Source organism: Dactylosporangium sucinum, from assembly GCF_014647515.1.
GTDB classification, from domain to species: Bacteria; Actinomycetota; Actinomycetes; order Mycobacteriales; family Micromonosporaceae; genus Dactylosporangium; species Dactylosporangium sucinum.
The window spans coordinates 132511-144391 of record NZ_BMPI01000013.1; the positions used below are offsets into that span (position 1 = coordinate 132511).

The 11881-nt window shown below is 75.0% G+C and carries 9 protein-coding genes; 5 read left to right on the forward strand and 4 right to left on the reverse strand.

What is annotated here, in order from left to right:
- The 3 genes from IEZ31_RS15725 to IEZ31_RS15735 form a co-directional block, all read left to right on the forward strand.
- Positions 1-1009, forward strand: a 1009-nt coding sequence (locus IEZ31_RS15725; protein ID WP_190250584.1) for a sensor histidine kinase, incomplete at its 5' end; no start/stop codon positions are given.
- Between the two features lie 30 nt (positions 1010-1039).
- Positions 1040-1603 (forward strand): riboflavin biosynthesis intermediates N-glycosidase, encoded by a 564-nt coding sequence (gene ybiA, locus IEZ31_RS15730; RefSeq protein WP_190250585.1) that lies wholly within the window; start codon positions 1040-1042, stop codon positions 1601-1603.
- Positions 1600-2319: a hypothetical protein gene (locus IEZ31_RS15735; protein WP_190250586.1), complete on the forward strand. Its 720-nt coding sequence runs from the start codon at positions 1600-1602 to the stop codon at positions 2317-2319. Before ybiA ends, IEZ31_RS15735 begins: the two co-directional genes overlap by 4 nt.
- Before the next feature lie 154 nt (positions 2320-2473).
- Here IEZ31_RS15735 and IEZ31_RS15740 read toward each other — a convergent pair whose 3' ends face one another.
- Positions 2474-4573 carry an MMPL family transporter gene (locus IEZ31_RS15740; RefSeq protein ID WP_190250587.1) on the reverse strand — a complete coding sequence of 700 codons (2100 nt, stop codon included), beginning with the start codon at positions 4571-4573 and terminating at the stop codon, positions 2474-2476.
- Between the two features lie 142 nt (positions 4574-4715).
- Here IEZ31_RS15740 and IEZ31_RS15745 point away from each other — a divergent pair, with 142 nt between their 5' ends.
- Positions 4716-5747, forward strand: coding sequence for an AF_0692 family protein (locus IEZ31_RS15745; RefSeq protein ID WP_190250588.1), 1032 nt, complete (start codon positions 4716-4718; stop codon positions 5745-5747).
- Here IEZ31_RS15745 and IEZ31_RS15750 read toward each other — a convergent pair.
- A complete protein-coding gene (locus IEZ31_RS15750) occupies positions 5677-8967 on the reverse strand; it encodes an ATP-binding protein (protein WP_229835118.1) in 3291 nt (1096 codons plus the stop codon). The two genes, IEZ31_RS15745 and IEZ31_RS15750, sit on opposite strands and share 71 nt — an antisense overlap.
- 104 nt (positions 8968-9071) lie before the next feature.
- On the opposite strand from IEZ31_RS15750, the gene IEZ31_RS15755 reads away from it, so the two are divergent.
- Positions 9072-9728 (forward strand): hemerythrin domain-containing protein, encoded by a 657-nt coding sequence (locus tag IEZ31_RS15755; RefSeq protein WP_190250589.1) that lies wholly within the window; start codon positions 9072-9074, stop codon positions 9726-9728.
- A 133-nt stretch (positions 9729-9861) separates the two neighbouring features.
- Here the strand turns inward: IEZ31_RS15755 and IEZ31_RS15760 are convergent, their stop codons facing one another.
- Both IEZ31_RS15760 and IEZ31_RS15765 read right to left on the reverse strand, forming a co-directional pair.
- Positions 9862-10263 carry a hypothetical protein gene (locus IEZ31_RS15760; RefSeq protein ID WP_190250590.1) on the reverse strand — a complete coding sequence of 134 codons (402 nt, stop codon included), beginning with the start codon at positions 10261-10263 and terminating at the stop codon, positions 9862-9864.
- A 120-nt stretch (positions 10264-10383) separates the two neighbouring features.
- Positions 10384-11862: an amino acid permease gene (locus tag IEZ31_RS15765; protein ID WP_190250591.1), complete on the reverse strand. Its 1479-nt coding sequence runs from the start codon at positions 11860-11862 to the stop codon at positions 10384-10386.
- Between the last annotated feature and the right edge of the window lie 19 nt (positions 11863-11881).

The window sequence follows — 11881 nt, forward strand, 5'->3', positions numbered from 1 at the left end:
GGGCAGCGCCCCGCCGCCGGACCTGCTGGCCGAGCCCAAGTTCGTCGCGCAGATCCAGGGCGACGTCAAGAACAGCGCCCTCCAGGCGTTCCTCACCCAGGGCGGCGTCGCCCTCGGCGTGGTCCTCGTCGCGGCGGTCGCGTTCAGCTGGCTGATCGCCGGCCGGCTCCTGCAGCCGCTGCACCGGGTCACCGAGACCGCCCGCCGGATCGCCGCCGCCCCGGACCGGGGGCTGCACGAGCGGATCGCGCTCGCCGGCCCGTACGACGAGGTGAAGGAGCTCGCCGACACCTTCGACGGCATGCTGGCCCGCCTCGACAAGTCGTTCGACGGCCAGCGCCGGTTCATCGCCAACGCCTCGCACGAGCTGCGCACGCCGCTCACCCTGAACCGCACCCTGCTGGAGGTCGCCACCGACCCGGCGACCGCGTCGCCGGAGCTGGTGCAGCTGGGCCGGACGCTGCTGGCCGTCAACGACCGGCACGAGCGGCTCATCGAGGGGCTGCTGCTGCTCGCCCGCTCGGAGCGGCCGGTGACCGAGCGCGCCTACGTGGACCTCGCCGACGTCGTCGGGCACGTGGCCGGGCAGCTGCCGACCGGCTCGGTCAAGGTCGAGGCGGTCGCGCACGAGGCGCCGACCATCGGCAACGCGGTGCTGCTGGAGCGGGTCGTCCACAACCTGGTCGAGAACGGGGTCCGGCACAACCTGCCCGAGCACGGCTGGGTGCGGGCCGAGTCGGGGACGCGGCCGGACGGCACCGTCTTCGTGCGCGTGACGAACAGCGGGCCGGTCGTCCCGCGGTACGAGATCCCGAACCTCTTCGAGCCGTTCCGCCGGCTCGGCGCCGAGCGCGCCAAGGCCCCCGGCGCCGGCCTGGGGCTGTCCATCGTCCGGGCGGTCGCGCTGGCCCACGGCGGGGGCGTGCAGGCCGACCCGCGTGACGGTGGCGGCCTCATCGTCACAGTGATCTTGCCCACCGCCGCCCTGGGCAGTGAATACCCGACATAGCCGGTTGACCGGATCCGGCAGACTCGGGTGATGCTCGCGCCACCGACGTCCACCGCCGACCTCATCCGGCTCACCGATTCGGGCACCCGGGTGCGGTACCTCTTCTTCTGGGGGCACCACCCGCGCGCAGACGGCTCGATCGGCCCGAGCTGCCTCAGCCAGTGGTGGCCGGCCGGCTTCGCCGTGGACGGCGTGACGTTCCCGTCGGCCGAGCATTTCATGATGTACCGCAAGGCGCTGCTGTTCGGCGACGCCGCCGTCGCCGAACGTATCCTGACCGTCACGCACCCGAACGAGGCGAAGACCCTCGGCCGCCGGATCGCCCGCTTCGACGAGACGGTCTGGGAGCGTGAGCGGTTCGGCATCGTGGTCGCCGGCAGCGTCGCCAAGTTCGACCAGAACCCGCCGCTGCGCGACTTCCTGCTCGGCACGGGCGACCGCGTGCTGGTCGAGGCCAGCCCGCTCGACCGCATCTGGGGCATCGGCCTGTCCGCCGGCGACGCGTCGGCCGACGAGCCGGCGCTGTGGCGCGGCCAGAACCTGCTGGGCTTCGCCCTCATGCGCGCCCGCTACGAGCTGGCGGGCGGCGCGTGACCACCCGGTCCCGCCCCCGCCCCCGCCGGCGTCCACCCGCCCGCGCACCCGAGCCGGAGCCGCTGCCGGCGTGGCTGGCCTGGCCGATCCGGGCCGTGGCCGTCGTCGTGGTGGTCCCGTGCAAACTGGCCTGGGACCTGCTCGCCCTCGTCGGACGTTGGATCTGGCGGTACGTCGGGAAACCCGTCGGCTGGTTCCTCTACTACTGCATCCTGCGCCCCCTCGCCTACGCCTTCTACTACGCGATCTGGGTCCCGCTGCACTGGCTGGTCGTCAACGTCCTCTGGCGCCCGCTGGCCTGGCTGGGCAGACACGTCCTGCTGCCGCTGCTGACCGCGCTGTGGCACGGCCTGGTGGCCCTGAAACCGGTCTGGGTCTTCCTGGGCAGGGTCCTCGCGGAGGCGGCCCGCGGGGTGGCCTGGGCCCTGCGCCTGCTGTACCGCTACGTCCTGACCCCGCTGGGCAAGGCGCTGTACTACGTTCTCGTGGTCCCGCTCGTCCTCGCGTGGCGCTGGGTCGTGGTCCCGGTCGCCCAGGCGGTGGCGTGGGCCTGGAACCACTCGGTGGTCCTGCTGTGGCGCTACCTGGTGGTGATCCCGGTCCGCTGGACCTGGCGCACCCTGGTGGTCCCGCCGGCCCGGTGGGTCCACGCCGCGATCCTCCGCCCGTCGGCGGAGGCGGTCCGCCGCGTCCTGGCCTCGCTCGGCCTCCGCTGAGGCCCGGCCCCGCCCCTCGCGCACCCCGGCGAGGCGGTGCGGTGCCGGTCGTCATGCCGGGCAAAGGGAACACCGTGCCCGCCCGCGCCGTCCCCCGCGGGCCGGGCACCCGCGGCGTGCGGGGCCCGGCCCGGGGTCAGGGCCGGCGCGACCGTCAGGCGACCGGCTCCAGGGGGCGCAGCGGGGCGGTGTGGTGCTCCACGTCGACCTTCGGGAGCAGGCGGTCCAGCCAGCGCGGGATCCACCAGTTGGCCCGGCCCAGCAGGGTCATCGTCGCCGGGACCAGCACCAGGCGGACCAGCGTGGCGTCGATGAACACCGCCACCGCCATGCCGACGCCCGTCATCTTCACCGTCACGTCCGGGTCCAGGGCGAAGCCGACGAAGACCGCCACCATGATGGCCGCCGCGCTGCTGATCACGCGGCCCGTGGCGGACAGGCCGCGGGTCACGCTGCCCTGGGCGTCGCCGGTGCGCAACCAGTCCTCGCGGACCCGCGACAGCAGGAACACCTCGTAGTCCATCGACAGGCCGAAGAGGACGGTGAAGAGCAGGATCGGCACCCAGCTCGACACCGGGACCTCGTGCGGCAGGCCGACCGCGCGGGCGCCGGCGTCGGACTGGAAGACCGCGGTCATCACGCCGTACGCGGCCGCGACCGAGAGCAGGTTCATGACTGCCGCCTTCACCGCCACGACCGGCGCCCGGAAGAGCACGGTGAGCAGGACCAGCGACAGGGCGACCACGAACGCGACCACGATCCACAGCCGGTGCGAGAGGCGCTCGGAGATGTCGGCGAACACCGCGACCAGGCCGGTGACCTGGGCCCCGTCCGGCAGGACGTCGGCGCGCAGGTGGTCGAGCAGGTCGGTGGTCCGCTCGTCCTGCGGGCCGGTCGCCGGCTCGACGGCGATGACGGCCGCGGTGCCGTTGACCGCCGGCGGGGCCACCGACGCGACGCCGGGCACGGCGCGGATGCGGGCGGCGAGCTCGTCCGGGTTGCCGGCGCGGGTGAGGTCGACCGCGACCAGCAGCGGGCCGTTGGCCCCCGGGCCGAACTCGGCGGCCACCAGGTCGTACGCCTGCCGCGAGGTGTTCGACGTCGGCTGGCTCCCGGCGTCCTGGGGCCAGGTGCGCATCCCGAGCATGGGCGCGGCCAGGCCGGCGAGCACGACGAACGACAGCAGCGCGGCGAGCACCGGCCGCCCGCTGACCCGCGTCGCCCAGCGCGCCGTGAAGCCCGGCTCGCCGGAGGCGGCCGGCCCGCGGCGCACCCGGCGCGGCAGCACCCGCCGGCCGAACAGCCCGCACAGCGCCGGCACCAGCGTCACGGCCGCGATCATCACCGCGCCGACCGCGGCGAACGTGGCGTACCCGAACGACGAGTACACCGGCAGCGTCGAGAGCTTCAGGCCGAACAGCGAGACGAGCACGGTCAGGCCGGCGACGATCACCGACGCGCCCGCGGTGGCGTTGGCCGCGGCCGCCGCCTCGCGCGGCGACAGGCCGGCCCGCAGGCCCTCCACGTGCCGGGCGACGAGCAGCAGCGCGTAGTCGATGCCGACGCCGAGCCCGACCATGGTGGCGATGGTGGGTGCGGTACCGCTGATGTCCGTGATCCGCTCCAGCAGCGCGATGACCGCGGTCGCGACGCCGAGCCCGGCGATGGCGACGATGAGCGGCAGGCCCGCGGCCACGACCGAGCCGAGCGCGAAGACCAGGATCAGCAGCGCCACGACGATGCCGACGGCCTCGGCGGTGCCGCTGGGGGCCGAGATGTTCTCGGCGACCTGCCCGCCGAACTCGACCTGGACGCCGGTGTCCCTGAGCGGCTGGGCGGCGGCACGCAGCGCGTCGACGCCCTCGGTGCCGGCGAAGTCGGTGACCGGGATCTCGTACTGGACGCCGATGAGCGCGGTGTCGCCGTCCGCCGACATCCGCGGCGCCGAGACGACCCCGGCGCCGGGCATGGCGGCGAGCCGGGTGCGCAGGCTCTCCAGCGCCGCCGGGTCGAGCCGGGTGCCGGAGTGCACGACGACCCGCGCGTCGGCGCCCGACATCTGCGGGAAGTGCTCCCGCAGGAACTCGGTGCCGGCCTGCGACTCGGTGCCGGGAACGTTGTAGTCGTCGTGCGGGGTACCGCCGAACGACACGGACAGCGCGGTGAACGCCACCAGCGCGATGAGCCAGACGCCGATCGTGCGCCAGGGGTGGGCGGCGGCCGCTCCTCCGAGCCGGCCGAGCAAACGGGACATGGTGTCAGATCTCCTCGGTAGGTTTCGCAGTCACCGTCCCCCGGCCCGCTTACGAACGACTTGGAGTCCACTAACCTTCGATGACGGCGGGCCGCGACCTTCGGCGCTGTCGGCGGGCGGCCGGGCCCGCTGCACTTGAGCCATGGTTCGCAGATTCCCTGCCTGGGCCGCGGCCCTCGGCTCCCGGTCGAACGTCGCGCCGGTGGCCGGCCTGCTGGTGCTGGCCCCGCTCGTCGGCGAGTATCTCCTGGGCAACGTGAGCGTCCGGCTGCTGCCCGCGTTGCCGTTCCTGATCCCGCTGTACGGCGGGGGCGCCCTGCTGATCCGCGAGGTGGTCCGGCGGACCGGCCGGGGCTGGCCGGCGATCCTGCTGCTCGCCGCCGCGTACGGCGTGGTGGAGGCGGGGCTGGTCGACCAGTCGCTGTTCAACCCCACGTTCGAGGGGCACGACTTCCAGGCGACGACCCCCGTCCCGGCGCTGGGCATCAGCGCCGGCAGCGGCTTCGCCTTCCTCGTGGGGCACGTCGTGTGGAGCATCGGGGTGCCGATCGCGCTGGTCGAGTGGCTGACGCCGGGGCGGCGGCACACCCCGTGGCTGCGGACGCCCGGACTGCTGCTGACGATCCTGCTGTACCTCCTGGGCTGCTGGATCATCTTCGACGACCTGCGGCACAGCGAGGACTTCCTGGCCTCCCCGGCCCAGCTGGCCGGCGCCGCGGCGGTCGCGCTGCTGCTGGTCGCGGCGGGGCTGCTGGCCCGGCGCCCGCGGGCGGCGACGGCGGCCGGCCGGGTGCCGCGGCCGTGGCTGGTGGGCGTGCTCGGGTTCGCGGTGTCGAGCGCGTTCGTCCTGCGGCCGGAGACCTGGGCCGGGCTGGCGTTCGGCGTGGTGCTGGCGGCCGCGGCGGCGCTCGCCGTCGGCGCGCTCGCCCGGCGGGCCGGCTGGACCGAGCGGCACCGGATGGCGCTGGCCGCCGGCACGCTGCTGACCTACGGCTGGCTCGGCTTCGCGCTGACCGGCATGGTCGAGCCGGGCGACCCGGTCCGCTGGTGGGGCAACGCCGGCTTCCTGGCCGGGGCGGTCGCGCTGGTGGTGTGGTGCTCGGTCAGCCGGCGAGCGCCTCGGCCGTCCAGTGCGGCGCGTCCCACCGCCGCGCCACCTCTACCGCGAGCGTGAGGTGCTCGGCCGCCTCCCCGGTGCGGCCGAGCAGCCGGTACAGCTCGGCGAGGGTGAGCGCGACCGGCCGCAGCGCGATCGCGGTGCTGGAGTAGCCGGCGAGCTGCTCGCGGACGGGCGCCAGCGCCTCGATCACGGCGGGGGCGAGGTCGGCCCGGCCGAGGGCGACGACCGCCAGCGCCCGGATGGTGTAGAACGCCGACTCGAAGTAGTCCGGGCGGATCGGGTGGCGGCCGATCGGGATCGTCCGCGCCTCGTCGAGCCGGCCGGCGGCGGTCAGCGCGAGGGCGAGCGCGTCGTCGGCGATCGGGCCCAGGGCCCGCTGCACGTGCCGGGTGGGCTCCAGGTGCTCGGCGAACCGGCCCTGCGTGATGAGCAGCGTCGAGCGGGCGAGGAAGTGGAAGCCGTCGGCGTGCAGCGAGCCCTGCCGGCGCATGTGGTCGTGGGCCTCGTCGTAGTACCGCTCGGCGCCCGCGAGGTCGCCGGCGATGTGGGCCAGGGCGGCCTGCGCGCTCAGGCCGACCGCGTACGCCTCGCGCAGCCGGTAGGTGCGGGCCGTCTCCAGCTGGCGCTCGACCGACGCGCGCACCTCGGCCGGCCGGTTCAGCGCGGCGGCGGAGTTGCCGATGATCTGCTCGGCCAGCCAGTGGTACGCGACCAGGCCGTGCTCCTCGGCGAGGTCGCGCAGCTCCCGGCCCAGTTCGCCGCGCGCCTCGGGCTCGCGGTCGAAGGGCAGCGAGCGCGCCCGGGCGGCCAGGCCGAGCGCGCGCAGCTGCGGGTCGGCCAGGCCGCGGGAGACCTCGTACGCCTCCCGGCCGGCGGCCGGGCCGCGCGGGTCGGCCTCGCCGTCGAGCTCGGCGACGAGCGCCTCCAGCAGCCGGCAGCGGTCCTCCGGGGTGAGGTCGGCGCGGCGGAGCAGGCGGGTCAGGAGGTCGACGATGCGGGCGTCGATCTCGCCGTACGGCCGGATCTGCCACGGTGTGGCGACCTTCCACGCCGACAGCGCGGCGACCAGCAACTCGTCGCTGCCGGACGCGACGGCGACGTCCACCGCCCGGGCCCGGGTCTCGCGGGCGGCCCCGATCGCGCCGGCCCGGGCCTGCGCGCGCACCAGCCGGCCGAGCAGGTCGACCCGCGCCTCGTCGCTGCCGGCGGTGCCCAGGGCGGTGGTGAGCAGCTCGATCGCGGTGTCGTAGGCGAACCGGCGCTCGGCCAGCTCGGCGGCCCGGATCGCGTAGTCGACGGCGAGCGCCGCGGTCTCCGAGGACGCGGCCCGCGCGTAGTGGTGGGCGAGCGCCGGGTAGTCGTCGGGGCGCAGCCGGCGGGTGCAGGCGGCCACGCGGGCGTGCATGCGGGCCCGGCGCAGCTGGGACAGGTCGGTGTACATCGTGTCGCGGACCAGCCCGTGCACGAACCGGACCCGCCCCGGCGCCGGCTCGGTGAGCAGGCCCGCGATCAGCCCGGCCTCCAGCGCGTCGAGCACCGTGCCCTCGTCGGCGTCGGCCGCCTCGACCACCGTCTCGACGTCGGCCTCCCGCCCGACGACCGCGGCCAGCCGCAGGACCGCGACCGCCGGCTGGGGCAGCCGGGAGAGCCGCCGCCGCAGCACGTCACGGACGCCCTCGGGCACCTCGGAGGTGGCCACGAGCGCGCCCTCCGACGCCAGCAGCTGGGCGGACTCGCGCAGGTAGAACGGGTTGCCGCCGGTCCGCTCGGTGAGCGCGGCGACCGTCTCGGCGTCGACGCTCGTGCGGGCGAAGGCGCCCACCAGGCGCTCGACGTCCGCCGTGCCCAGGCCGTCGAGGTGCAGTCGCTGGGGCGAGCGGCGGGCGAGTGCGGCCATGGACTCGGCGAGGCGCTCGCGGTTGTCGGCCGGTCGGAGGGCGGCGACGAGGAGGATCGGCACGTCCGACAGCTCGGACAGCTCGGCCGCGCTCGTGAGCAGCAGGAGCGTCTCGGCGTCGGCCGCGTGCAGGTCGTCGAGGACGATCGCGACCGGCCGCTCGGCGGCGGCCGCCCGCAGCCAGGCGACGACGGCGCGGTGCAGGCGGAAGCGGCCCGCGGCCACGTCGGCGTCCGGCACCCCGTCGGCGTCGTCGAGCAGCGGGGCGAGCGCGGGCGCCAGCTCCCCCGGCGGCACCTCGCGGGCGAGCCGGCGCAGGGCCTCGACCCAGGCCCAGGCGGGCGGGGCGCCCTCGGCCTCGGGGCAGCGGCCGACCGCGACGAACCAGCCGCTACCGGTGAGCGCCCGGCGGTACCGGCCGAGGAGGCTGGTCTTGCCGACGCCCGCCTCGCCGCTGAGCAGCACGATCCGGGGCGTGCCGCGGGCGGCCTCGGCGGCGGTGGCGGTGAGGGCGGCGAGCTCGGCCTCCCGCCCGACGAACAGCTCCTCCGGCGGTGTTTCCGGCGGTGTCGTCGGCGCCGGGCCGGGCGTCGCGGCCGTCGGTTCCGTCCTGGGCAGCACGTCGGTGCGCTGGGTGAGGATCGCCTGCTCCACGTCGACCAGCGCCGGGCCCGGGTCGAGACCGAGCTCGTCGGCGAGGACCGTGCGGGCGCGGCGCAGGGCGGCGAGCGCGTCGGCCTGGCGGCCGGTGCTCCACAGCGCCAGGGCGAGCAGCCGCCAGTTCTCCTCGCGCAGGGGTGCCCGCCGGGTCAGCACCTCGGCCTCCGCGACCACCTCGGCGGCGTCGCCCGTCCGGAGGCCGGCGTCGAGGAGCAGCTCGCGGGCGACCAGCCGCAGCTCCTCCAGCCGGGCCGCCTCGGCCTGCGCCCAGGCCTCCTCGGCGAACTCCGCGTACGCGTTGCCCCGCCAGAGCTCCAGCCCGGCCCGCAGCAGCAGCCGCGCCCGCCCCGGATCGGCGGCGTGCACGGCCCGCGCCTCGGTGAGCAGCCGCTCGAACCGCCAGGCGTCGACGGCGTCGGCGGGCAGCCGGATCGCGTACCCCGGCGGCGCGCTCACCAGCAGCCGGGCCGGCGCGCGCCGCTCGCGGCCGGGCTCGAGCAGCCGGCGGAGGTTCGACACGTACGCCTGCAGCGACGCGATCGCCCGCGGCGGCGCCTCGCCGCGCCAGAGGTCGTCGATCATCCGGTCGACCGAGACGACCTCACCGCGCGCGGAGAGCAGCAGCGCGAGCACGGCCCGCTGGCGGGGGCCGCCGAGGTCGACCGCACCGCCTGCGTCGACCTCGACCTCGAAGGGCCCGAGCACCCGCATCAGCATGACGCGGGCCATGTTAGCGCCCGCCAAGCCGCTTCCAAGACCACTACAAGACAGTGCGGCGACCGTGGCGTCATCCACTTCGGTAGTTGAAGGAGCCACCAGATATGACCGCCACCGTCGAACGCCCCTGGGTCCAGGAGATGGTCGTCGTCCACCGCGTCTTCCGCCGCGAGTCCCGCTGGCTGCCCGAGCTGGTCGGCCGCGTGGCCCCCGGCGACGTCGCGCGTGCCGCCGCGCTGGCCGCCCTGGCCCTGGGGTACGTCAAGGGCCTCCACGATCACCACACCAGCGAGGACGCCCTGCTGTGGCCGAAGCTGCTGGCCCGCGTCGACCTCGACGCCGAGCTCGTGCTGCGGATGGAGCAGCAGCACGAGGTGGTCTCGCAGGGTCTCGACCTGGTCGAGCAGCTGCTCGGGTCGTGGGAGCGCACCGCGGACGCCGCGTCCCGGGACGCCTTGGTCGCGGCCCTGCACAGGCACCGCGCCGACCTCCTGGTGCACCTGGACGAGGAGGAGACCGCCGTGCTGCCCCTGATCGCCGAGCACATCACCCCGGCCGAGTGGGCGGAGCTGAGCGAGCACGCGCGGGCCAAGACGCCGAGGAACCAGCAGCTGTTCCTGCTGGGCGCGCTGCTGGAGGAGGCGACCCCGGAGGAGACGGCCCGCTTCCTGAGCCACCTCCCGGTCCCGGCGCGGCTGCTCTGGCACCTGGTGGGCAGGCGGGCCTACGCCAAGCAGATGCGCGCCATCCGCGGCGCCTGACCGCGCAGCCCTGTCGCCCGGCGCCGCTCGCGGTGCCGGGCGCCGCCTCGTCCCACGCCCCACCCGCGGCTCCGCAGCCCCGCCGCCATGATCAAGTGCCGGGGCAGCCCTCGATCATGGAACCCGGCCGCGGTCAGTTCGACGCGTAGCCCGGCAGGTCGTCGGCGCTCGACTCGACGCGGTCCACCGCGCCGTCGAAGTTGTCGTCGTGGTAGATCAGGTCGATCCGGCCGTCGAAGTCGCGGTCGTAGGCGACCTTGTCGATCAGGCCGTCGCCGTTCGTGTCCCACATCGCCACGTCGGTCCGGCCGTCGCCGTTCTGGTCGGCGAGCAGGACGTCCGCCACGCCGTCGCCGTCGGTGTCGTAGCCGGCCGTCTGCACGTCGCCGGCCATCGGGTCGTCCGCGACCGCAGCGTCGTCCGCCGCGCCGAAGCCGGCCGAGACGCCCTCGCCGTGGACCGCGGAGGGATCGGCCAGGTCCTCCGGATCGTATTCGAGCTCGTAGTTGTCGGACTGCAGGCCGAAATCGCTCATACTGTCAGCTTTCCAGCAACAATGAACGCGCCGCCACCCGGGACGCGTGCGTTCCCGGCATGAGGAAGCCGGTCAGGCGGCGCCGCCTGCGCGCCCCGTTCGACAACAGCCGCCCGCCCGTCAGCTGCGGGGGGCCGGCGCCGACGGGGTGTCCGATCGCGAGGCGTCCACGGTAGCCCGCCGGATGCCGTACACGAAGTACAGCACCAGCCCGAGCACCATCCAGATCAGGAACCGGGCCCAGGTCACGACCGGCAGGTTGAGCATCAGCCAGAGGCTGGCCAGCACGCTCACCAGCGGCAGCCACGGCACGAGCGGCATCCGGAACGCCCGGGGCAGGTCGGGCCGGGTCCGGCGGAGCACGATCACGCCGAGCGACACGACGACGAACGCGAACAGCGTGCCGATCGAGGTCAGCTCGGACAGCTCGGACAGCGGTACGAAGGCGGCCAGCAGCACGACCGCCACGCCGGTGATCGTCGACATGACCCAGGGCGTGCCGAACCGCGGGTGGACCCGGGCCAGGACCGGCGGCAGCAGCCCGTCGCGGGCCATCGCGAACGACACCCGCGACTGGCCGAGGAGCAGCACCAGGATCACCGAGGTGATGCCGCAGACGGCGCCGAGGGAGATCAGGTCGGCGGCCCAGCCCTGCCCGACCACGTCGAACGCCCGGGCCAGCGGCGCGGCGGTGTCGAGGTCGGGGTACGGCACCATGCCGGTCACCACGAAGGACGTGGCCATGTACAGCACCGCGCAGATCACCAGCGAGCCGATGATGCCGAGCGGCACGTCCCGCTGCGGCCGGCGGGTCTCCTCGGCCGTGGTGGCCACGACGTCGAAGCCGATGTAGGCGAAGAACACGATCGAGGCGGCGGCCACGATCCCGAACCAGCCGAAGTGCTGCGGGGTGATCCCGGCCAGCACCTGCAGCAGGGGCGCGGTGCCGCCGGACTCCTTCGGTGCGGGGACCGCCTCCGGGATGAACGGCGTGTAGTTCGCCGCCTTGACGAAGAACAGCCCGAGGCCGATGACGAACAGCACGACCGCCACCTTGACCGCGACCAGCACGCCGGTGACCCGCCCGGACAGCTTGGCGCCGAGCACCGTGACCAGGGTGAGCACGGCGACGATGAAGGCGGCGCCGAAGTCGGGGCGGGCCCGGTCGCCGGCCAGCCAGGCCGGCAGGTCGAAGAGCTCCTGCAGGTAGGCCGACCAGCCGCGGGACACGACGGCGGCACCGAGGGCGAGCTCCAGGCACAGGTCCCAGCCGATGATCCACGCGATGAACTGCCCGAGGGTGGCGTAGGAGAAGGTGTACGCCGAGCCGGCCACGGGCACGGTGGAGGCGAACTCGGCGTAGCACAGCGCGGCCAGGGCGCACACGACGCCCGCCAGGGCGAAGGACAGCACGATGGCCGGGCCGGCGTTGCGGGCCGCCTGCTGGCCGGTGAGCACGAAGATGCCGGTGCCGATGATCACACCGACGCCGAAGACCGTCAGGTCGAACGCGGACAGGTTCTTGCGCAGCCGGCGGCCGGGCTCGTCCGTGTCGCGCATCGACTGCTCGATCGACTTGGTCCGGAACAACCTCGACATGCTGGGCAACATGCCCGGA

Bases quoted from the DNA above. Each gene is read 5' to 3' on its own strand.
- ybiA (WP_190250585.1), top strand. From the start codon at position 1,040: ATGCTCGCGCCACCGACGTCCACCGCCGACCTCATCCGGCTCACCGAT.
- IEZ31_RS15740 (WP_190250587.1), bottom strand. From the start codon at position 4,573: ATGTCCCGTTTGCTCGGCCGGCTCGGAGGAGCGGCCGCCGCCCACCCC.
- IEZ31_RS15745 (WP_190250588.1), top strand. From the start codon at position 4,716: ATGGTTCGCAGATTCCCTGCCTGGGCCGCGGCCCTCGGCTCCCGGTCG.
- IEZ31_RS15750 (WP_229835118.1), bottom strand. From the start codon at position 8,967: ATGCTGATGCGGGTGCTCGGGCCCTTCGAGGTCGAGGTCGACGCAGGC.
- IEZ31_RS15755 (WP_190250589.1), top strand. From the start codon at position 9,072: ATGACCGCCACCGTCGAACGCCCCTGGGTCCAGGAGATGGTCGTCGTC.
- IEZ31_RS15760 (WP_190250590.1), bottom strand. From the start codon at position 10,263: ATGAGCGATTTCGGCCTGCAGTCCGACAACTACGAGCTCGAATACGAT.
- IEZ31_RS15765 (WP_190250591.1), bottom strand. From the start codon at position 11,862: ATGTCGAGGTTGTTCCGGACCAAGTCGATCGAGCAGTCGATGCGCGAC.